The organism is Paenibacillus sp. FSL K6-0108, assembly GCF_045040695.1.
GTDB classification, from domain to species: Bacteria; Bacillota; Bacilli; order Paenibacillales; family Paenibacillaceae; genus Paenibacillus; species Paenibacillus pabuli_B.
The window spans coordinates 119,799-141,325 of record NZ_CP150288.1 but is presented as its reverse complement, the minus strand read 5'-3'; the positions used below and the strand labels follow the sequence as shown (position 1 = coordinate 141,325).

At 47.2% G+C, this 21,527-nt stretch carries 20 protein-coding genes and 1 other RNA gene; 2 read left to right on the top strand and 19 right to left on the bottom strand.

Features of this window, described 5'->3' with window-relative positions:
* Positions 1–35 precede the first annotated feature (35 nt).
* The 9 genes from MHB49_RS00655 to rho form a co-directional block, all read right to left on the bottom strand.
* Entirely contained in the window at positions 36–305 is a 270-nt protein-coding gene (locus tag MHB49_RS00655; protein ID WP_405154652.1) for a pro-sigmaK processing inhibitor BofA family protein, read from the bottom strand.
* A gap of 37 nt (positions 306–342) precedes the next feature.
* Positions 343–570 (bottom strand): DUF2508 family protein, encoded by a 228-nt coding sequence (locus MHB49_RS00650; RefSeq protein WP_405157014.1) that lies wholly within the window; start codon positions 568–570, stop codon positions 343–345.
* Positions 571–914: 344 nt separating this feature from the next.
* Entirely contained in the window at positions 915–1,514 is a 600-nt protein-coding gene (recR, locus tag MHB49_RS00645; protein ID WP_062329683.1) for a recombination mediator RecR, read from the bottom strand.
* Positions 1,515–1,548: 34 nt separating this feature from the next.
* On the bottom strand, positions 1,549–1,860 hold the full coding sequence (locus MHB49_RS00640; RefSeq protein WP_024628773.1) for a YbaB/EbfC family nucleoid-associated protein: 312 nt from the start codon (positions 1,858–1,860) through the stop codon (positions 1,549–1,551).
* Positions 1,861–1,908: 48 nt separating this feature from the next.
* Positions 1,909–3,669 carry a DNA polymerase III subunit gamma/tau gene (gene dnaX / locus MHB49_RS00635; protein WP_405154651.1) on the bottom strand — a complete coding sequence of 587 codons (1,761 nt, stop codon included), beginning with the start codon at positions 3,667–3,669 and terminating at the stop codon, positions 1,909–1,911.
* Positions 3,670–3,842: 173 nt separating this feature from the next.
* Positions 3,843–4,110, bottom strand: an RNA gene (gene ffs, locus MHB49_RS00630) — signal recognition particle sRNA large type.
* Between the two features lie 150 nt (positions 4,111–4,260).
* Positions 4,261–4,458, bottom strand: a complete 198-nt coding sequence (gene rpmE / locus MHB49_RS00625; protein WP_024628775.1) for a 50S ribosomal protein L31 — start codon at positions 4,456–4,458, stop codon at positions 4,261–4,263.
* Between the two features lie 103 nt (positions 4,459–4,561).
* Positions 4,562–5,836 carry a radical SAM protein gene (locus MHB49_RS00620; protein WP_405154650.1) on the bottom strand — a complete coding sequence of 425 codons (1,275 nt, stop codon included), beginning with the start codon at positions 5,834–5,836 and terminating at the stop codon, positions 4,562–4,564.
* Positions 5,837–5,934: 98 nt separating this feature from the next.
* Complete coding sequence (gene rho / locus MHB49_RS00615) at positions 5,935–7,260, bottom strand: transcription termination factor Rho (RefSeq protein ID WP_076292185.1); 1,326 nt, start codon at positions 7,258–7,260, stop codon at positions 5,935–5,937.
* A gap of 63 nt (positions 7,261–7,323) precedes the next feature.
* Here rho and MHB49_RS00610 point away from each other — a divergent pair, with 63 nt between their 5' ends.
* Positions 7,324–7,560 (top strand): hypothetical protein, encoded by a 237-nt coding sequence (locus MHB49_RS00610; protein ID WP_405154649.1) that lies wholly within the window; start codon positions 7,324–7,326, stop codon positions 7,558–7,560.
* 168 nt (positions 7,561–7,728) lie between these two features.
* Here the strand turns inward: MHB49_RS00610 and MHB49_RS00605 are convergent, their stop codons facing one another.
* From MHB49_RS00605 to rpoE, 5 genes are all read right to left on the bottom strand, one after another.
* On the bottom strand, positions 7,729–8,982 hold the full coding sequence (locus MHB49_RS00605) for a UDP-N-acetylglucosamine 1-carboxyvinyltransferase (RefSeq protein ID WP_405154648.1): 1,254 nt from the start codon (positions 8,980–8,982) through the stop codon (positions 7,729–7,731).
* Positions 8,983–9,131: 149 nt separating this feature from the next.
* The gene (fba, locus tag MHB49_RS00600; protein ID WP_247900202.1) at positions 9,132–9,986 is read right to left on the bottom strand and encodes a class II fructose-1,6-bisphosphate aldolase; all 855 of its coding nucleotides are present in this window, start codon (positions 9,984–9,986) and stop codon (positions 9,132–9,134) included.
* 260 nt (positions 9,987–10,246) lie between these two features.
* Positions 10,247–10,633 (bottom strand): response regulator, encoded by a 387-nt coding sequence (locus MHB49_RS00595; RefSeq protein ID WP_024628781.1) that lies wholly within the window; start codon positions 10,631–10,633, stop codon positions 10,247–10,249.
* Positions 10,634–10,852: 219 nt separating this feature from the next.
* Positions 10,853–12,457 (bottom strand): CTP synthase, encoded by a 1,605-nt coding sequence (locus tag MHB49_RS00590; protein ID WP_247900201.1) that lies wholly within the window; start codon positions 12,455–12,457, stop codon positions 10,853–10,855.
* Between the two features lie 491 nt (positions 12,458–12,948).
* Positions 12,949–13,524 carry a DNA-directed RNA polymerase subunit delta gene (gene rpoE, locus MHB49_RS00585; protein WP_405154647.1) on the bottom strand — a complete coding sequence of 192 codons (576 nt, stop codon included), beginning with the start codon at positions 13,522–13,524 and terminating at the stop codon, positions 12,949–12,951.
* Between the two features lie 463 nt (positions 13,525–13,987).
* On the opposite strand from rpoE, the gene MHB49_RS00580 reads away from it, so the two are divergent.
* On the top strand, positions 13,988–15,142 hold the full coding sequence (locus MHB49_RS00580) for a S8 family peptidase (protein WP_405154646.1): 1,155 nt from the start codon (positions 13,988–13,990) through the stop codon (positions 15,140–15,142).
* A gap of 245 nt (positions 15,143–15,387) precedes the next feature.
* Here MHB49_RS00580 and argS read toward each other — a convergent pair whose 3' ends face one another.
* From argS to MHB49_RS00555, 5 genes are all read right to left on the bottom strand, one after another.
* A complete protein-coding gene (gene argS, locus MHB49_RS00575; RefSeq protein WP_405154645.1) occupies positions 15,388–17,067 on the bottom strand; it encodes an arginine--tRNA ligase in 1,680 nt (559 codons plus the stop codon).
* Positions 17,067–17,489 carry a DUF1934 domain-containing protein gene (locus MHB49_RS00570; RefSeq protein WP_247900197.1) on the bottom strand — a complete coding sequence of 141 codons (423 nt, stop codon included), beginning with the start codon at positions 17,487–17,489 and terminating at the stop codon, positions 17,067–17,069. Before MHB49_RS00570 ends, argS begins: the two co-directional genes overlap by 1 nt.
* A 265-nt stretch (positions 17,490–17,754) precedes the next feature.
* Positions 17,755–18,036, bottom strand: a complete 282-nt coding sequence (locus tag MHB49_RS00565) for a DUF6171 family protein (protein ID WP_405154644.1) — start codon at positions 18,034–18,036, stop codon at positions 17,755–17,757.
* Between the two features lie 15 nt (positions 18,037–18,051).
* Complete coding sequence (locus MHB49_RS00560) at positions 18,052–19,533, bottom strand: alpha-N-arabinofuranosidase (protein WP_405154643.1); 1,482 nt, start codon at positions 19,531–19,533, stop codon at positions 18,052–18,054.
* A gap of 216 nt (positions 19,534–19,749) precedes the next feature.
* Complete coding sequence (locus MHB49_RS00555) at positions 19,750–20,937, bottom strand: WD40/YVTN/BNR-like repeat-containing protein (protein WP_405154642.1); 1,188 nt, start codon at positions 20,935–20,937, stop codon at positions 19,750–19,752.
* Positions 20,938–21,527: the final 590 nt, after the last annotated feature.

Sequence of the window (21,527 nt, the reverse complement as noted above, 5' to 3'; positions counted from 1 at the left end):
GATATAATGTACCATATAAACATTCCAGGAGTCAACTACCCAAACAAAGAAATTTTTAAACCTAATAACAATCCAACACCCGGCAATCCCAGAATGCTTACAGTGCCTATAGTGGCAGGGTTCAGTGGAATGTAAGTTCCGGTGATCCACCCTGAATAATTAACGACATATATCCCCACCGCAGCCAAGACTAGATGGATCCCGAATGAGGTAAAGAAGGATAGTCCAATTCGTTTTCTAAACAATATGATTACCAACCCCAGTAAAGACACAACAAGCACAATACCCAATATAAGACTCCTCATACCCAACACCCCCAACAAATGAATATCACACCGCTAACTACACACCCATTCCCCGATCACCAACAACTGCTCTTTTAACCCCAATACGCTTAGCACGCTTCAAGTGAATCTGATATTTACGCTCTGCAGCCTCCAACACATAGATCGCATAATCGATCTCATCTTGCCCCTGCGCCTCTTCAAACTGTCTAACCGCCCGTTCCCACTCCGCCTTGGCTTTCTGTATATCTGAATAAATCTGCTCCTCTTCCATCTCCTTTAGCATTCTTTCACGCTTCTCCATTGATCTTCCTGCATTTCTCCATGTAAACATCAGTACTCCCCCTCTCCTGATCAATACAGCACATTCTCATACATATCAGCGAAGGGACAAACTTAGAACTGAACCGATTCATTTTATGAATCGTTAATTTGATATCACGCAATTCTTTGCATCTACACATATATCCGTAGAAATGAGAGATTTCACATGTAACCCGTGTTAAAACGAGTAAAAAAACAAAAAAAAGAGAGCCTAAAGGGCTCTCCAAGTAATCGAAATTTATCTATGTCTTTGCTTAAGAAAATAAATCATTATATATGCACACTCTCATTAAGCAGCGCTCAAAGCTATCTCATTTCCCTGCGCCCTTCCAGCGCTTTGGAAAGAGTCACTTCATCCGCATACTCCAGGTCGCCTCCAACAGGCAATCCATGGGCAATCCGAGTCACCGAGATCTCAAACGGACGGACCAAACGGGAAATATACATCGCCGTGGCCTCACCTTCGATATTCGGATTTGTAGCCAGAATCAGTTCTTTAACTCGTTCATCGCTCAAACGGGTCAAAAGTTCCTTCAGACGGATATCATCCGGACCTATTCCCTCCATAGGAGAGATTGCGCCCTGCAGCACATGATAGTATCCATCAAATTCCTTGGTACGCTCCATAGCCACCAAATCTTTGGAATCCTGAACTACACAGATTACCGAGACATCCCTGGACTTATCCTGACAGATCCGACACGGGTCAGTATCCGTAATATTACAACACACCGAACAGTAATGAAGATTCCGCTTCACACTGACGAGTGCTTTGGCAAAATCAATAACGTCATCTTCCTTCATGTTAAGCACATGAAAAGCTAGTCGCGCTGCAGTCTTGGGGCCAACACCCGGCAAACGGGTGAAGGCGTCAATCAGCTTCGCTATCGGTTCGGGATAATACAATCGATTGCGTCTCCTTTGATAGGATCAATTTAAATTAAAATAATCCCGGAATTTTCATGCCACCTGTGAATTTACCCATATCCTGGTTCGCAATTTCATCTGCTTTGGTCATTGCGTCATTGACTGCTGTCATAACCAAATCCTGCAGCATTTCTACATCTTCTGGATCAACCGCTTCTGGCTTGATAGTGATAGCCAGCAATTTCTTGTGTCCGTTAACTTCAGCTGTTACAACACCGCCACCGGAAGTGCCTTGGACTGTTTTGTCCGCCAACTCCTCCTGTGCTTTCAGCATTTGCTCCTGCATTTTCTTCACTTGTTTCATCATTTGGTTCATGTTGTTCATGATTATTCATCTCCTTTGGTATAGTTATCGCGCCAGGCGCATGTATATCTATTCTTTGATTACCACAAGATCCTCACCAAAGAGCTGGATGGCTTCATCAATCCAAGGCTGCTTGTTGCCTGAACCGCCGTCTTCATGCTCAGGTTCAAGCTTAAAGTCCTCCTTTGGCGTTTCAGCAGCTCCTTCCATCGCTCCGGTCCAATCTTTGAGCATCATCGTCACCAGGCGCGCTGAACGTCCAAGCTGTTCAGACAGCACCCGTTCAATCACTTCACGATTAGCCTGCTTCTCCGTAGTTTCACGATGGATGTTGTTCTTAAACGCCACCAGAACATTATCTTCCAGCACCGATACCGGTTCTCCATCCATAAACCAGGCGTGAACAGTTACTTTCTCTTCTTTTACACGCTGCAGGATCTGCCCCCACTTCTTGCTGACTTCCACAAACTCAGGAGATCCCTTACGCGCAACATACTGATCCAGCTGTGCAGGTAACTTCGCTGGAGAATTGCCTCTCGATACCGGGGCTCTTGTTGCCGGACGTGAAGGAGCACTTGATGCAGCCTCCCCACCAGACAAACCACCCTTAAGCGCGCGATCCAGCTTTTTCTCCAGTTCAGCAAGCTGCTGCTTCAGTCGGTTGATCTCCCCACCATCCGCTGGCGCGGATGCAACAGGTGCAGCGCCGACCGAACCCGTCACCTGAACGGATGACGCCCCTTGAGCAGGAATACTGCAAAGTTTAAGAAGAGCTACTTCAAACAGCGTCTGCGGCTGTACTGCATATTTCATCTCACTCTGGTACCTGTTAAGGGTATCAATCATCTGGAACAGCTGTTCCTTGGTGAATGATTCTGCCATATCACGGAACGACTCGGGATTAAGCACCCGATCCGTCAGTTTATCTGCATCCGGCACCATCTTAATCATAAGCAAATCACGGAAATAATAAAGCAAATTTTCCATGCACTTGTCTGCACTCTTACCTTCATGCATGAACCCTTCGATCATTTGCAAAATATGACCTACATCGCCTTTGAGCAGAGAAGCAGCCAACTTTGCAAACTGTTCGGAAGGAATACCTCCAGTCATATCCATAACCTGTTGATAGGTTACCCTTCCATCTGTAAAGGAAGAGATCTGATCCAGGACACTAAGTGCGTCCCTCATCCCTCCGTCAGACAAGCGGGCGATATACTGGAGCGCATCCTGATCGGCTTCCATGCCTTCCTGTTCACAAATCAGCGTAAGTCGCGCTGTCTGTTCTTCCAGGGACACCCGGCGAAAATCAAATCGCTGACAGCGAGAAATAATCGTCGCTGGAAGACGATGGGGTTCTGTTGTTGCCAAAATAAACATCACATGGGGCGGAGGCTCTTCCAATGTTTTGAGCAGCGCATTGAATGCCTCTGTCGTCAGCATGTGCACTTCGTCAATAATATACACTTTCTGCCGGACTTCAGTCGGGGCGTATTTCACCTTTTCCCGAAGATCGCGGATTTCTTCAACGCCACGATTGGATGCGGCATCAATTTCTTGCACATCCATCACAGCGCCAGTCGTAATCCTGCGGCAAGCTTCACACTCGTTACAAGGCTCAGGCGCAGGCCCGCGCTCGCAGTTTACAGCTTTGGCCAAAATCTTGGCGGCACTTGTCTTCCCTGTTCCTCTGGGCCCGCTAAACAAGTAGGCATGGGAAGTCCGCTGTTCACGAATCGCGTTCTGCAAGGTCTGAATAATATGCTGTTGTCCCACCATATCTTGAAACGACTGGGGACGCCAAGCCCGGTATAACGCGATATGCTCCATGATGCGTTACCTTCCTTCCACTTCGCATTCGAGTCCTTTGTCGTTCCCCCATTATACTATATTCCAGGGTGAATCCAAACTTTATCTGGCTCATCATGCTTGGTTTTTTTAAACATATCAAAAAGACCTCTGCATACATACAACTGCAAAGGTCTCTACATTTAAAGGGTAAGCCGTGCACCTGCTATCGATAATTGCGATCCAAGTGGCACCCCTTAACAACAGCTCGGGCTAGGCGACCCTCCGGCACAAGAGTGATCTCACTTATGGCTGCTTCCTTCCGGACCTGACCAGGTTCATGAGTACTCATTGCGGAGGACCCAACCGTCAACACCACGTTAAGGGACCAAACCTCACATCGACAAAACCTCTAGCAGGAATTCAACCTCGCTATAGCGGATTGCGAGTTACAGGGCACCGCTACCTCCCCATCTAGCACGGTAAGAAATAGTATAACGTAAGGTAGTCCAAATTGCAACCAGGGGGAATTTGGATGTATATTAACTCACATAAAAACATATAAAAACCCCTGCCGAAACGGCAGAGGCGATTTGGATGTAATAGTCAGACAATCCCAGAGGAATTACTGAATTAGATTCCGTATTTTTTCTTGAAACGATCAACACGGCCGCCGGCATCGATAAACTTCTGTTTACCGGTGAAGAACGGGTGGCACGCGGAGCAAATCTCTACACGAAGTCCGTCTTTAACCGAACCAGTCTCAAAAGTATTCCCGCAAGCGCAAGATACTTGACCAATCGTGTATTTAGGATGAATTGCTGCTTTCATTACCTTTCACCTCTTTCCGCCCTGAGCCTCAAGCGGACCCAGAGTAAATGGCACAACATCGAAGATTATAACACGGCCTTATGCCGGTTGCAATCCATTATTATCAGGAGGTGATTAGGCGTTTCGGACGTGCCATTCCAGCTGGGGGAACGTGCGTAAAGGAGCCGATAACGACATCAGGCAGCTCTTCCTCAAAAATCTCAATCATTTGCTTCATCCCCAAAATATCACCTTGGGCTGGAGGAATCAATTCCAGATAGCTCTCCGGGTCTATATTAAGATTACGCATTTGAATCAGACGCAAATCGGTTCTGCGCGCAAACTCAATCATCGCTTCAATCTCTTCCTCACGATCCGTCACTCCCGGGAAGATCAAATAGTTGATTGACGTATATACACCCTGGGAAGCAGCGTATTTCATCGATTTTTCTACATTGGCCAGTGTATATCCACGAGGTTTGTAGTAAGCATTATAGTGGTCATCCAATGCACTGATCGTACTTACACGCATTAGATCAAGCCCTGCATCAACAATGCCTCTGATATGGTCATTCAAACCGGCATTGGTGTTAATGTTGATATATCCCATGTCGGTTATGGAGCGTACTTCACGAATGGCTTCAATAATCAACTTGGCTTGCGTGGAAGGCTCCCCTTCGCAACCTTGACCAAAGCTGATAATCGATTCCGGCGTCTTCAAGTGCTCCAGCATGACTTCAACGATTTCGTCCACACGCGGACGGAAATTCATCCGGGTCTGCGGGGAAACGAAGCCACTGTCATCCGGTTGCTCCGAAATACATCCGAAACAGCCTGCGTTGCAGGAATACGATACCGGAACGCCGCCTTCCCAACGATTCAGGAAGGTGTTGGACGAAGTCAGGCATTCATACCCGAGCGCACAGTTGGACAGATGGGTATAGAGACGGTTTTCGGGATATTGCTTCGTTAAACGTTTAACACCCGCGTGCACGTCATCCCGGTCACAGTTCAGCGGATTCCATTGATCCGGGTGATCCGACATCCGGGCCGTGACGTAAAACTGACCATCTTTCCAAACAACAGCCGAGTAACCGAACAAAGGCAGTTTGTACTCCTTATCCGTCTTCACATAACCTGGAAGACACAATCGAGTGAATCCTTGCGGAAGCAAAGCCCCAACCGCTTGTGTATCACTAGGCATTGGCAGCATCTCGCCAGTATCCGGGTCCATACCAATCGGCCGTGTACTCGGCAGTCCAACCAGCGTTGCACCTTCCGGTAAAGGAATCAGTTCATCCTCCATAATTTCGACGATCATATCTCCACTGCGGGCAAGCCCGTACAGGGATGGATGATCAAATACATTACCTTTTTCATCTGCGTATACTAAATACATGATGTTCTCCTCACATCTAATGGGTTAAACCAAACGACGGGTATATTGTTAATCCAGCAGCAAGGCTGCAAAATTCGTGTTAAATCAACGACGTCATGCTAGGTAGTTGTACCGGACGCCGCAGTCTGTCTTGGCGAGCGCCGAGTCGTAGTCGATCCGGAGTTGCTGGTCGGACTGCTGCCAGCTGTATCAAATGCCGCCAGGAACTCAGCATTCGTTTTGCTATTACGCAGTTTCTTCAAGAAGCCTTCGACAAAGTCGTGGGAATCGTTCATGTTTTTACGAATTGCCCAGATTGTATCCAGTTCTTCTTTGCTCAGCAATACTTCCTCGCGGCGTGTACCGGAACGACGAATGTCGATAGCCGGGAAAATACGACGCTCTGCCAGCTTACGATCCAGATGAAGCTCCATATTGCCCGTACCTTTAAATTCTTCATAAATGATATCATCCATACGTGATCCCGTATCAATCAACGCTGTAGCCAGGATCGTCAGGCTTCCGCCTTCTTCCACATTCCGTGCAGAACCGAAGAAACGTTTCGGACGATGGAATGCTGCTGGGTCAATACCACCACTAAGTGTCCGTCCGGACGGTGGGATGACCAGGTTGTATGCACGAGCAAGACGCGTAATGCTATCCAGCAAAATAACGACATCTTTTTTCGCTTCAACCAGACGGAGCGCACGTTCAAGTACCAATTCCGCAACTTTGATATGGTTCTCTGGCAGCTCATCGAACGTTGAAGCCACAACTTCCCCTTTAACCGAACGCGACATATCCGTAACTTCTTCCGGACGTTCATCAATCAACAGAACAAATAGTTCAATTTCCGGGTTGTTGGTTGAGATGCTGTTGGCGATTTCTTTGAGGAGAAGTGTTTTACCCGCTTTGGGAGGTGCTACGATCAATCCGCGCTGTCCCAGACCTACCGGGGCGAGCACATCCATAATGCGTGTGGACAAATGGTTGGGGGATGTTTCGAGAACCAGTTTCTTCTGCGGGTACAATGGGGTTAATGCCGGGAAGTGAAGTCTTTCCGCAGCCGCCGATGGATTCTCACCATTCACAGCGTTGACTTGCAGCAAACCGAAGTATCGCTCGTTTTCTTTAGGAGTTCTACACTTACCTGATACGAGGTCACCGGTTCTTAGGTCAAACTTGCGAATCTGTGAGGCTGAGATGTAGATGTCTTCCGTACTTGGCAGGTAATTGATCGGACGAAGGAATCCGTAGCCTTCAGGTAGAATTTCGAGCACACCCTGCATGAACATCAATCCACTCTGTTCAGCTTGTGCACGTAATATAGCGAAGATCAATTCTTTCTTTTTTAAAGTGCCGTAGTAGGGAATTTGATATTTTTTGGCCAGTTTGTAGAGGTCCGTTAGTTTCATTTCTTCCAAATCGGAAATTTGTAGATCCATATAATAACCACCTATTCAATTAATAAGTCCGTGAAATGGATAGTTTCGCTTGATGTTCCGGCTATGAGATCAGCATTGTTCTGCATTTCTCTTCTGTCCATTGTACGGAATGTAACCGTTATAATGCAAATACTTGTCTTTGAGTGTAAGTTTCCGGGCGGGATAGCCATCTTTCGGCAAGATCCGCTAGTGAGTGAACGAATACATGAGGCGTTCGATCCGGGCAGACCGGCTATGGAGCGCAGTTCAAACAAAACCGGGGGTTGGGGAAAAGGAAATGATGTTCTTACAGCCATATGAAGTCTGACTCAAAAAAAGACCCTCCGGTAAAGGGAAACAGAAACATTTCATCTTATCCCGGAGAGACTGAGAACTCTATTAAAACAGGTTTACCCAATTACTGAAAGGATATGCAGTTCCGGCAAAATAATCACTTAAATGCCGTAAAACTCGCCTTGCAATAAAGAATTAATCGGTTTCTCGCCACACATCTGCACCTAATAGACGCAGATTGGTTACTAGATGATCGTACCCACGATCTATAAACTCAACACCCGTCACTTCAGTCACACCTTCACTAACGGTGAGGCCTGCGATCACCAGCGCTGCACCAGCGCGAAGATCGGATGCTTTTACCTTGGCCGCATTCAAAGCACTGCCTTCAATAATAGCTGAGCGCCCTTCCACACGAATCTTTGCACCCATGCGCACTAACTCAGGAACATGCTTAAAACGGTTGCTATATACAAAGTCGCTCAGGACACTCACACCCGTTGCCTGTGTCAATACACTGGTCATCGGGGACTGTAGATCCGTTGGAAAACCAGGATAAACGAGCGCCTTAACGTCTACATGATTGTAATTCGGCTTGCCGATGACACGAATACTTTCGTCCAGCTCTTCAATGCCAACGCCCATTTCCAGCAGCTTTGCCGTCAAAGCCTCCAGATGTTTGGGAATAACATTGTCTATCAGAACGTCGCCCCGCGTCGCAGCCGCAGCGATCATATACGTGCCTGCTTGTATACGGTCTGGAATGATGGAATGACGGCAACCCTTAAGCTCCGACACACCTTCAATACGAATTGTTTCAGTACCTGCACCCTTGATACTGGCACCCATTGAATTCAGAAGTGTTGCTACATCTATAATCTCAGGCTCTTTAGCCGCGTTTTCGATAATTGTAGAGCCTTTGGCACGAGTAGCCGCCAGCATGATGTTAATGGTTGCACCTACACTGCTTACATCAAGATAAATCTTTGCTCCACGCAGCTCTTTGGCATGCAAATGAATGGAGCCATGTTCGTTCGTTACAGTTGCGCCAAGCGCTTCAAACCCTTTGATGTGTTGATCAATCGGACGAGGCTCGAAGTTGCAGCCTCCGGGTAAACCAATGGTTGCTTCTTTAAAACGCCCAAGCAGTGCTCCCATCATATAATACGAAGCACGAAGCTTCTTCACGGGACCATTCGGCATGGGAATGGATTTGATCTCGGAAGGATCGATCTTCATCTGACTGCCTTCCCAGTGTACATGAGCTCCGAGTTCCTCCAAAATTTCTGCATAAACTGCCACGTCACTTAAAAGCGGCAGGTTGTCCAGCACGACTTCAGACTCGGCAAGCAATGCTGCAGGAATAAGCGCGATGGCGCTGTTTTTGGCGCCGCTTATAGTTACAGTTCCCTGTAACGGACGTCCGCCACTAATCATTAATTTTTCCATAAAGCTTAATGTCCCCCTACGTGTTTTGCAGCCGGTTAACGGCAATACGTGCTGTTAGCTTACGATGTAGAAATAAGGCGTGAAAATGGAAAGACACCGGCTAGGCGGTGTTCTTTCCACTTTCACAGTATGGAACTGGTAAAGACAACTTACGCTTTGTTGTTAGAACCAAACTCGCGAATTTTACCTTTAACGGTTTCTTTGATTGCATCACGGCCTGGTACGATGAATGTACGTGGATCGTAAGCATCTGGTTTAGCTGCAAGCACTTCGCGAACCACTTTGGAGAATGCAATTTGGTTCTCAGTGTTCACGTTAATTTTGGAAGTTCCCAGGGAAATGGCTTTGTCGATATCATGTTTAGGGATACCCGTACCACCGTGCAGTACCAGTGGAACGTTAACTGCATCGCGAACTTCTTCCATTTCTTTAAAGCCCAGGTTAGGCTCGCCATGGTAAGGACCGTGTACAGAACCAAGAGCTGGAGCCAATGTGTCGATACCTGTTTCCTTAACGATACGTACACACTCGTTCAGGTCAGCGTACATGATGCCACCGATAACGTCGTCTTCTTGTCCACCAACAGTACCTACTTCGGCTTCTACAGAAACGCCTTTAGCGTGTGCATATTCAACAACTTTTTTAGTCATTTCGATGTTTTCATCGATGGAGTGATGGGAACCGTCGATCATTACGGATGTAAATCCAGCATCGATCGCTTCTTTACACTTATCAAAGCTGGAACCGTGGTCCAGGTGAATTGCAACTGGAACGGAGATTTTCATGTCGTGAATGAGTCCTTCTACCATTTTAACTACTGTGTAGAAACCGCTCATATGACGAGCTGCGCCTTCGGATACGCCCAGGATTACTGGGGATTTCTCTTCTTCAGCAGCAGCAAGAATCGCTTGAGTCCACTCAAGGTTATTGATGTTGTATTGACCAACTGCATATTTTCCTTCGAGTGCTTTGTTCAACATGTCTGTCATAGATACTAATGGCATGGTTTCAATCCTCCTAGGGGTGTTGGGTTGTGTCTATGGTTTTTAGCCGAAATCACATACGGGCTTATTATACCACATCCCATGTCAAATACTAAACAAGCATTTGCAAAAATGCTGTGCTTTGCAGCACAGTTTTCATAGACACAGCATGGCGACGTCCCCATTTCCAATATTCCCCTGACGCCTTACTGAAATACCCTCTATGTTTACTCGCAAACTCTCACAGCTTCACACGCAAAAAAATCCTGTGTCCACAGGATTCAGCTGCACTTATTCGCAGTATCATTTCGAAGCTGCATATTGACTGCCACGCGCATTTCATCGATATCGAACGGTTTCGTGAAGTGCATGAGCGCTCCAAGATCGGTAGCTTCCTTGATCATGTCCAGTTCACCATAAGCCGTCATCATGATGACTTTGATATCCGGATCAATTTCCTTAATATGTTTCAGAATTTCCAGGCCATCCATGCCAGGAATCTTCATATCAAGCAGCACAAGATCAGGTTTGTCATTATTTACTATCTCCAGGGCGATCTTCCCGTTAGGCGCTTGGAACGTATTATATCCTTCGCTGCTGAACACTTCCATTAACAGGATTCGAATACCATTCTGGTCATCGACAATCAAAACTTTTTTATTTTCCACTGATTAACCTCCTAGAATTAGGAAAGCATGTACTTCTGAATCTGGATAACAATCCCATAGTCGTCATGATAAGTATTCTACCTCACCCATTGAAATCCTGCTTACATCCCAAAAAGCAAAAAACCATTTTCATCAACTTTTTATGTAATAAAAAAAAGGATGCCCCGGCAATTTTTCAATCGCCAGGAACATCCAATTATACAGTTTCTTGAATAGTCATTACTTTTTAGAGCTCTCCAGAGAAGCTTTGACAAACTCACGGAACAACGGCTGTGGACGGTTCGGACGGGAAGTGAATTCCGGATGGAATTGTACCGCCAGGAACCATGGGTGTTCCGGAAGCTCCACGATCTCAACCAAACGTCCATCCGGGGATGTACCCGAGATAACCAGACCGGCTTTTTCGATCGCTTCACGGTATTCATTATTGAACTCGTACCGGTGACGGTGTCTCTCATAGACCAGTTCATCATCATAACAGGACATCGCCAGGGAACCTTCTTGAAGCTTACAAGGATACAGCCCCAGACGCATTGTACCACCCAGGTTTTCGATATCTTTTTGTTCAGGCAGCAGATCGATCACCGGGAACTCCGTAGCTGGATTGATCTCGGAGCTGTTCGCCCCAGTCAGACCAACGATGGAACGTGCATATTCGATAACAGAAACCTGCATACCCAAGCAAATACCGAAGAACGGAATTTGTTTCTCACGAGCATAACGAATTGCAGATACTTTACCTTCAATACCCCGATCACCAAATCCGCCTGGTACCAGGATTCCGCCTACACCGTGCAGCAGATCGCCCACATTCTCATCGGTGATATCTTCAGAGTGAATCCAGCGGATCTTCACATCAGCATTGGATGCGAATCCTGCATGAGACAAGGATTCAACAACACTCAAATAAGCATCATGCAAAGCTACATATTTACCTACAATGGCAATCTCCACGGTATGCTGCAGCTTGTTGATCCGGTCAACCAACCCTTCCCACTCGCTCATATCCGGTGCAGGAGTAGTCAGCTTCAGGTGGTTTACCACGATCTCGTCCAAACCTTCTTCGCGCAGGTTCAAAGGCACTTGGTACAATGTGTCTGCATCACGACATTCCACCACGGCGTTTTCATCAATGTCACAGAAGAGAGCGATTTTTGCTTTCATGTCTTTGGACAGCTCATACTCTGTACGGCAAACAATGACGTTTGGCTGAATACCGATGCTGCGCAATTCCTTCACGCTATGCTGAGTTGGTTTGGTTTTCACTTCACCTGCAGCCTTGATGTAAGGAATAAGTGTTACATGGATGTACATGACGTTGTCACGACCTACATCACTCTTGATTTGGCGAATAGCTTCCAGGAAAGGCAAGCTCTCGATGTCACCCACCGTACCGCCGATCTCCGTAATTACAACATCCGAACCCGCTTCACGTCCTGCGCGGAATACGCGCTCTTTGATCTCGTTCGTGATGTGTGGAATGACTTGTACCGTTCCGCCCAGATATTCCCCACGCCGCTCTTTGCTGATGACCGAGGAGTATACTTTACCAGTCGTGACGTTGCTGTTTTTGGAGAGGTTAATGTCAATAAAACGTTCGTAGTGACCAAGGTCAAGATCCGTTTCCGCGCCATCATCCGTTACAAAAACCTCACCATGCTGATAAGGACTCATTGTTCCCGGGTCGATATTGATGTATGGATCAAATTTTTGAATGGTTACCTTCAACCCTCTGTTTTTCAGCAATCTGCCCAGCGAGGCAGCCGTTATCCCTTTGCCCAGGGAGGACACAACTCCGCCCGTCACGAAAATATACTTTGTCACTGTTATTACCCTCCTAATATAAGTACAGAAATTCAGGCGATATATGGTATTATCGTAACCCGTTTCCCAGGTAATCATCGTTAAAAAGAGCAATGGCAGAAATTCCCTGCATCTGCGAACTGCTCTTTCATGCGAAGACCGTGTGTAAACAACGTTGCTCTACAGCGTAGAATGGTGCAAACCTTCCGAAAGCCAACTTCCGAGCCTGTCCCCAAATGAGATCATTGAATCAATGATTTTTGTCTTTTGAATATACAAAAATAGACCACGGATTGTTGGCCGGGAGCATGCGGAATTCAAATCATTTTGCAAAATTCTGCCTCTAAAAATACAAAAAAAGTACTCCCGCAGGACGGGGCACTTTTTATAAAAAACATAAATATTTTGTCGCTCATTCATAAGCCCATGCAATAGTTTACCCGTTACCCCGTCTGCTGTCAAGGCTGACTATCCGGGGAAAACGGGTAAAATATCGACATCAAAAATGACGGTTACTTATCGGAATCGTCGTCAAATTCATCCTCGTCTTCGGACTCTTCTTCATCGTCTTCATCGAGGTCTTCATCTTCCAAATCGTCATCTTCAACCAGAACTTCTTCATCGCCATCTTCTTCATCAAAGATGTCGTCTTCGTCATCATCATCGTCGTCATCATCGTCATCCTGATCATCGTCAGAATTATCGAAGTCTTCGTCGCTGTTGTAGCTGTCTTCCTCTTCGCCGAAGTCTTCGTCTTCCAGATCATCGTCTTCATCGTTGATGATGCGCGGACGCTTCGCACCCGTCATGGTATCTTCCGATCCAGCTACAGGATACCAGCGCTTCAAGCCCCATAGACTTGTACCGACGCAAGCAAAACGGCCATCGATATTAATCTCGGTATATAGCTGGGCGATAAACTCGTTGATTTCTTCATCAGTCATTCCGCGCTGTTTAGCTACCTCATTCATCAAATCACGGTAGTAATACGGCGTATTAGCCGCTTTCAGCACCATAAAGGCGAGGTCCACCAAAGGAATCTCTCTTACCTTTTCTTTATCAATCTTCAAATTGAGCGAGGTACTCACTGACAGACACTTCCTCTCACACATAATTCACTTTATATCCCTACGAACTGGAACGTTACGTATAACATATCCATTAACAAACCTAAGTAAAACCTATTTAGCGTTAAAAAGCAAGTTTTTATGTATCGATGCCTTCTAATTCCAAAATGCGACTTATACAAGCAATATATATAGACCATAGAAGACATCTAACTCGCGGGCCTATCGCCTTCCGGTAAAAAAAAGCGTCATCATATAAAAAAGACGGAGTCCCCTCCGCCTTCTGACTGTATACCCTTGAAGGATTGCTCCTCACCAGGGTCCCCGCAAGAGCCCTCTAGCCCTCCATCCATCATATGTCCCTGCGCCCGTTTTGACACGAAGAGAACGTGTTTTTGTAAAAAAAGGGCATGTTCCCCATGCGGCGGGATCAACGCATTCATAGAATACCTCAGCATGTTCATCCCGAAGGGGGCTGCCCATTATGGACTATACTGGTTTTCTACATCAATTGGTTGAAGGAATACAACGTCCTAAACCAGAACAGGGGCGGCGGTACATGATCCAGTTCGCCAAACCGAAGCAATATGAGGCCTGCCTTGTAGAACTGTCGCGGATGCGGAATGAATTTACTGATCTTGGTGTGGTACGATCCTCCCGGCTAGCCCGCTCTATTATCGCTCCGGTGCATGACCCAGAAGCATTATCTCGATACAGCGATGAGATTACGGTAGAAGAAGATATCCCCATCTCCCTTCATGCCACCGCGCTTCACAGTAAACCAAGCAGTGCTCAGGGCATACCTTGGGGTGTAAAACAGATTCGCGCTCCCAAAGTATGGTCCGTATCCACGGGACACCGAATCAAAATTGGCGTAATTGACACAGGTGCCGATTATCAACACCCGGATCTTCGCTATTCGCTGGCACGTGGAATCAATCTGTTAAACCGCAGTCTGCTTCCTCATGATGATAACGGTCATGGCACCCACATTGCCGGTACCATTGCCGCTGCCAATAGTACCGCAGGGATGATCGGTGTAGCTCCTCGCTCCCTGATCTATCCGGTGAAGGCATTCGACCATAATGGTTCGGCCTTCGTTTCAGACATTGTACTTGGCATCGATTGGTGTGTGCGCAATCGGGTCGATATTATCAATATGAGCTTTGGCATGAAAACACGTAGCAAAGCATTGCTTGATGTTGTGAATCGCGCTTACCAGGCCGGGATTGTCATTGTTGCTTCCTCCGGAAATGACGGCAAACGTCGCAGCATTGATTATCCAGCACGTTATCCGCAAACGATATCAGTCGGGGCAACCGACAAGAACCGGCGAATTGCCTCGTTCAGTAACCGAGGTGCCTACGTCGATGTATATGCGCCCGGGGACAAAATTGTCTCATGCTGGGTGCAGGGCAAACACCATGAGATGAGCGGCACCTCCATGGCCACGTCGCATGTCAGCGGCGCCATAGCACTCTTGCTTGCGAAGCATCCCGGCCTGTCGCCAGCCGAGATCAAAACGCTCGTGAAGCGCGCGACCGTTCCGCTGCGCGCACGCAAGACCACCACCGCGAAGAGCAAAATACGCGGTGGCGAGATTGACGCCCTCAAGCTAATGCAGGAGGGCAGAGGGTAAAGAGCGCTGCCTGCCGCAGGGAGCCGTGCCGTGAAGCATCGCTAGGCACAGCAATGCCGCGCGATGTGATGCTTCACGGTAGTTGCACATGGCGGTAGGCAGCGCTCGCCTTGAGTGCCTCGCGGCCGTGTGAACCTCGGCGCGGGCACAGCAAAAAGTCTCCATGTCCACGCTGCATTGCAGGCGTGGTGCATGGAGACTTTTTGCCAAAGCCGCAGGGCGGTGGTACACCGCTAGGGCTTGAATTACATTTTGTCCGGTGCGGATACGCCCACCAGACGAAGCGCTGTTGCGATGACGGTGCGTACAGCACCGATCAGCGCCAGACGCGCCTGGGTTTGTCCCGCGTCTTCCGTAATGACGCGCTCTGCACGATAGTAACTGTGGAACAGAGATGCCAGCTCATATACATAACGAACAATACGATGCGGCGCATATCCCGTAGCAGCAGTCGCGATTTCTTCAGGCAGTTCACCCATTTTGCGAAGAAGGTCATATTCATGTTCCGTTGTCAGTTTTGAAAGGTCAATCTCTGCCAATGGCAGCAGCTCAATGCCTTGTTCCTCTGCCTGACGGTATACGCTGCATACACGAGCGTGAGCGTATTGTACATAGAATACAGGATTTTCATTGGACGTCGAAATTGCGAGGTCCATGTCGAAGTCCAGATGAGAGTCCATGCTGCGCATGGTAAAGAAGTAACGAATGGCATCAATGCCTACTTCGTCCATCAGATCTTCCATCGTTACCGCCTTGCCTGTACGCTTGGACATCTTCACTTTTTCGCCGTTCTGGAACAAGCTCACCATCTGTGCAATCAGCACGACCAATTTCTCAGGATCGTTGCCCAGTGCCTGCATGGCCGCTTTCATCCGTGGAATATAACCGTGGTGGTCCGCTCCCCAAATGTTAATCATTGTGTCGTATCCACGCGCATATTTATCACGGTGATAAGCAATGTCAGGCGTGAGGTACGTGTACGTACCGTCATTTTTGATCAGAACACGCTCTTTATCGTCACCATACTGCATGGTTTTCAACCAGGTCGCTCCGTCTTGTTCATAGATTTCATTACGATCACGCAATTCGTCAAGCACACGCAGCACTTCTCCGTTATCATACAGTGAAGTTTCGCTGAACCAGATGTCGAAATTGACACGGAAGCGATTCAAGTCACGTTTGATCTTGTCCAGTTCTTTCTCCAAACCAAAGTCGCGGAAATAAGCTGCACGGTCACCTGGATGCATGGACAGCAAAGAATCGCCTTTCTCGGCCACTAACTCCTTGGCAAACCCTTTGATATCTTCACCATGATAGCCATCTTCCGGCATCTCTGCATCTTGGCCCAGTTCCTGCAAATAACGAGCTTCAATGGAGCGAGCCAGGTTAAACACCTGGTTACCGGCGTCATTAATATAGTATTCACGCGTAACATCATATCCGGCGTAATCGAGGATGTTGCAAAGGGCATCACCGACAGCCGCTCCACGCGCATGTCCCAGATGCAGACTGCCTGTCGGGTTGGCACTGACAAACTCCATCTCAACCTTGCGCCCTTCACCGACATTGATTCTTCCATAATTCTCACCCTGCTCATGTACAAGCCCCAGCACAGGATACAGATAACTCTTGTCCAACTTAAAGTTAATAAATCCTGGTCCGGCAATCTCTGCTTTCTCGATTCCAGCTTCAGTCAGATTGAGATTGGCAATAATCTCTTCTGCGATCTGACGCGGATTACGCTTGGCCATCTTGGTCAGTTGCATCGCCGCATTGGTCGCCAGGTCGCCGTGTGTTTTCTCCCGTGGTACTTCAAGGGTGATGGTTGGCAGATCCTCCCGCGCAACAATGCCGGCAGTCACAATGGCATTGCCGATGGCTGTACTTACCCGTTCGTTAATCGTATCTAATGGATTACGTGTCATTAAATTGGTTCCTCCTGTATATGCAAACTAATCGCGAAATGTCCGGATTCTTCGTCAAAGCGGTAAAAGTCGTAGCTCCACGCTGCGCGTGCGCTCAATCCCTGAATGGAAAGTTCCAGCTCCTGTGTATGCGTGGACAAGGCAAACGACATATACGGCGAGCGGTAAAAACCAGGAAGCTTGCGGTTTAATTCAAACGTTTGCTCCGATTCCACCTCGCCGTGACGTATAATCTTGATGGATTGTCCGCCCAGCTTCAATGTTGTTCGGGTAATACCGCCCTCTGGTCCAGCCTGTGGCTCTTCATAACGAACATAGAGCACAGACCCTTTCAATACGGCTTCACCCTGCATTTCCTGCAGTACATCTTCACCTTCATAACGGCTGTGCAGCCGGATCTGTACCGGTCGCATGTTCGACATGAATGTTAACCTCCATTATATTCGAGGCGACGCAAAATCAGGCACGGCCGGTGAGAACAGCCCTTCCTGTATTGTTGTGCCGCTATACGCGCTCATATTTCCGGATAGCTCGCTATCCTACACTCTACTGTATAACTATATCCAGTTCACCCGCTCAATTCAAATCCAAATTCAGAGTTTTTACCTATCAACGCCAAAAAAAGCAGAGCCACACCTGTAAAGTGCAGCTCTGCTTTGCTTCATTAATAAAGAAATATCTTCTGGATCAGGTCCATCGCGGCTCATATGGAAACGGACAGGTCGACTCTGTCAGCTTGGCCCGCACCTGAACGAGACAGCCACAATAGCGGCAGGTCGTACCGTATTGTAAACCCGGACAATCAGAGCAGATGGATAAACGCCGCTCATATTGGGCATCCTCGACGGCCGGACGTGAGCGTGAGGCCAACTCCACGAGTCGGGCCATTTTTGCTTCACTAATCTTCACGTCATACTGATCATTACAACCCTTGCATGGTTCACGTTTCCCAGCACTTCTACTCTGCACGGATGAATCCATCGATCAAGCCTTTATAGCGACCACACCGACCGAGGCTGGAGGCAGTACAAAGCGGAGTTTGTTATTTTCGAGTGTGATACCCTTCCAGTCCGCAGGTTGAACCTGATCCGGCTGTTCAAATGTGTTGAATGCACTATAATCTGCGTGATGCAGAATTCGTCCTGATACAGCAGAAGTGTCCGTTGATTCAATCTGACAGACCACTTCAAGTTCATCCGTATGACTAAGGTTGCACGCAGTCACATGAATAACGCCATCATTGTTGCGAGAAGCCGACAAACTTAGTTGCGGAATGCTCTCTTCCCCGAACGTGTATCCAGGGCTCTCGTAGTTCAGTTCCAACCGCTGCGCATCCATATGCACCTGATACATATCAAACACATGATATGTAGGCGTAAGCAGCATCTTCTCGCCTTCTGTCAAAACCAAAGCCTGAAGAACATTAACGATCTGTGCCAGATTGGCCATGTGCACCCTTTTATTGTGTTGATTGAAAATATTCAGGTTGATCCCTGCAAGTACAGCATCACGCATCGTATTTTGTTGATACAGGAACCCTGGATTCGTACCCGGTTCAACGTTATACCATGTTCCCCACTCATCCACGATGATACCAACTCTGCCCTCAGGATCATATTTGTCCATAATCTCGGAGTGCTTCACAAGTAACTCTTCCATATATAGCGTCTTTTTCAAAGTGGTGAACCATTCGGCTTCTCCGAAACCAGTAGCCGGACCTTTATCTGCCCACTCACCTGTTGGAATGGTGTAATAATGCAGGCTGATTCCATCCATAAAACGACCGGCTTCCCGCATTAACACCTCCATCCAGTGATAGTTGTTGTCATTGGGGCCACAGGCAATTTTATAAATCTCATTACCGGAATAATTGCGTACATATGTAGCATAACGACGATACTCATCTGCGTAGTATTCCGGTCGCATATTTCCGCCGCAGCCCCAGTTCTCATTCCCCACACCAAAGTATTTCAGCTTCCACGGTTCTTCACGGCCGTTGCTCTTCCGCCAGTTCGCCATCGGGGATTCGCCGTCAAACGTGATGTATTCCACCCATTCCTGCATCTCTTGCACTGTACCGCTTCCCAGGTTGCCACTGATATATGGCTCCGTACCAAGCAGCTCACATAATCTCAAGAATTCATGCGTGCCAAAATGATTGTTCTCTTCTACCCCGCCCCAGTGCGTATTGATCATGCGGGCGCGTTCACTTTTTGGACCTACGCCATCTTTCCAGTGATATTCGTCTGCAAAACAACCTCCAGGCCAGCGAAGTACGGGAATATGGAGTTTTTGCAGTGCAGAAAGCACATCATTTCGAATGCCTTCCGTATTGGGTATAGGTGAATCCTCTCCCACCCATATGCCCTCATAAATACAGCGTCCCAAATGCTCGGAGAAATGACCGTATATATTGCGATTTATTAATCCTTGTTCAGAATCCGCCTTTAAAATAACATTAACCATAATTCCAACCTCCTCAAATGTCTTGTTATCGCTTACAATAACGTGTTTCTGAAGAGGATTCAACCGTTTTTATTTAAGCCAAAACAAGCCCTTTCCAGCTCCATTTGTCCGGAAAAGACTTGTTAGTTTGGGTTGGCCTTAGTAGGCCAAACAAGTTAAGATTTATACACTTTTAGATTGAAATTGCCTTAAAATTATTCCAAGCCATAACGCCATTTACTCGTTTTCAGCGGGCAACAATATTTTTTGCTTCCATGTTGTTCCACCGTCTGTCGTCTCATATATCGCAGGAGAGTTGTCGCTTGTTACAACAAGCCAACCTGTTTTGGCAGAAGGGAACGAAATGCGGGAGCTATAACCCGGATCTTTCAGGTCAATATTTTTCCACGTGGAACCTGCATCATAAGAACGTCCAATGCCCACCTTGCCCGCGGCCGGTGATCCTGCGGAGAGATAAGCCGTCTGATTACCGATCAACGCCATGTTTCCGGGATGACCCCCTGGGTCTGCGGGACCTTTTCCATTCCCTGTGCTGCTTGCACCCGGAGCCGGGCCACCACCAGCTGTGGATTGAGCGAAGACCTGTCTCCAGTTTTTGCCTTCATTCCCGCTCGCGTAGAGAGAATACGACTGCTGCGACATTCCTGCATCACCATACAGAAGGGCCCATACCTGTTTGCCACTTGCGTATAGGTCTCCACCACTCCAGGTTGTTGAGGCGACCTTCAGCGATTGCGTCCAGTTCTTGCCGCCGTTACTTGTCTGCATGATTCGGTAACCCGAACCAGGAGCCACGACAATGGCATAACCTTGCTTCTCTGTCGTGAACACAGCTCCGCGTGTATTGGCAGGTGTAGAGATTCGATTCCATGTTTCACCGCCATCCTTAGTCAAATAGGCTCCATTATAGGTGTATCCAAAGCCTTCGTTTTTATTGCGAAAATCAATACGTTTAAATTGTATCCCTTTAGTATCCATTCGTGTCCAGTGCGCGCCACCATCCGTTGAGCGGATGACATATGTCGTTGGAGAATTCTTGACCTGTGCCAAAGCAAATCCATTCACATTATTCGGGAAATCAAGTTGTGTGAACTGCCATTGGCCTGTATAGATGGACTGCCAAGTGCAGCCTGAATTGGATGTACCAATGAGAAATCCTTCACCAGCAGCCCGTCCGGTTGTATTGTTTAGAAAGTCGATATCCGTAAATTGCAGTCGTTGGCCTTCCACACCACTGCCCTTTTTCAACGCAGCTGTTAATCCATGATCTCCACTTCCACACGTTGGAGAGGATGCGGCGTTAGCGCCGGGTAGAGTATGTACCGGTCCCAGTCCCCAAGCCAATGTTACCGATAGTGCGAGTGCGCCAATCCGTTTCCATGTCGTTCTGCTCTTTGTTGTCATTGTGACACCTCCTTCTATGTTTTTACCCCATTTTGCAGGATTTAACGTAACAATTTGTTTATCGCGCATGACATTATTGCAATAAAAAAACCATTCATGCCCACATTTTTTATCTCATGGGAATGAGTGGTTCATCATTAATCTCTACTTAGGGTTGTTCTAAATGGGATAGGTCTTAACAGCAATAATCACAAAAGTGATACCTAAAACAAGGCAAAGGACAAAATGCAATTTATTGTATTTTAGTGCCTTGATGCTAAAGGCTACATATAGCATGGCAAGATTAGTCAGTATTAACGTTAAATTGAGGAACAAAGTCATTGTTAATATAAGATTGATGGTAAATATCATAAGTACCGCTATAAACCACTTGGGATACATACTCAATTGAGCCCGGATTGCATGCATAACAAAAGCCCCTTTCCCCTATTTCCATATTATATATAAATATCAAGATAGAGTCATCCCAAATACGTGTTTCCGCTTAAAGCAGGAGTGGTATCATATATACAACAAATGGTAGAGGTACGAGAACGTACGTGCTATAATTGATGTTATGGACTTTGAATAACGGTGGATGTTTTCTTGAT

Bases quoted from the DNA above. Each gene is read 5' to 3' on its own strand.
- argS (WP_405154645.1), bottom strand. From the start codon at position 17,067: ATGACACGTAATCCATTAGATACGATTAACGAACGGGTAAGTACAGCC.
- rho (WP_076292185.1), bottom strand. From the start codon at position 7,260: ATGGATCTACAAATTTCCGATTTGGAAGAAATGAAACTAACGGACCTC.
- MHB49_RS00580 (WP_405154646.1), top strand. From the start codon at position 13,988: ATGGACTATACTGGTTTTCTACATCAATTGGTTGAAGGAATACAACGT.
- rpmE (WP_024628775.1), bottom strand. From the start codon at position 4,458: ATGAAAGCAGCAATTCATCCTAAATACACGATTGGTCAAGTATCTTGC.
- MHB49_RS00655 (WP_405154652.1), bottom strand. From the start codon at position 305: ATGAGGAGTCTTATATTGGGTATTGTGCTTGTTGTGTCTTTACTGGGG.
- MHB49_RS00605 (WP_405154648.1), bottom strand. From the start codon at position 8,982: ATGGAAAAATTAATGATTAGTGGCGGACGTCCGTTACAGGGAACTGTA.
- MHB49_RS00650 (WP_405157014.1), bottom strand. From the start codon at position 570: ATGCTAAAGGAGATGGAAGAGGAGCAGATTTATTCAGATATACAGAAA.
- MHB49_RS00570 (WP_247900197.1), bottom strand. From the start codon at position 17,489: ATGTCGAACATGCGACCGGTACAGATCCGGCTGCACAGCCGTTATGAA.
- MHB49_RS00620 (WP_405154650.1), bottom strand. From the start codon at position 5,836: ATGTATTTAGTATACGCAGATGAAAAAGGTAATGTATTTGATCATCCA.
- MHB49_RS00555 (WP_405154642.1), bottom strand. From the start codon at position 20,937: ATGACAACAAAGAGCAGAACGACATGGAAACGGATTGGCGCACTCGCA.
- MHB49_RS00610 (WP_405154649.1), top strand. From the start codon at position 7,324: ATGAGATCAGCATTGTTCTGCATTTCTCTTCTGTCCATTGTACGGAAT.
- MHB49_RS00640 (WP_024628773.1), bottom strand. From the start codon at position 1,860: ATGAACAACATGAACCAAATGATGAAACAAGTGAAGAAAATGCAGGAG.
- dnaX (WP_405154651.1), bottom strand. From the start codon at position 3,669: ATGGAGCATATCGCGTTATACCGGGCTTGGCGTCCCCAGTCGTTTCAA.
- fba (WP_247900202.1), bottom strand. From the start codon at position 9,986: ATGCCATTAGTATCTATGACAGACATGTTGAACAAAGCACTCGAAGGA.
- MHB49_RS00560 (WP_405154643.1), bottom strand. From the start codon at position 19,533: ATGGTTAATGTTATTTTAAAGGCGGATTCTGAACAAGGATTAATAAAT.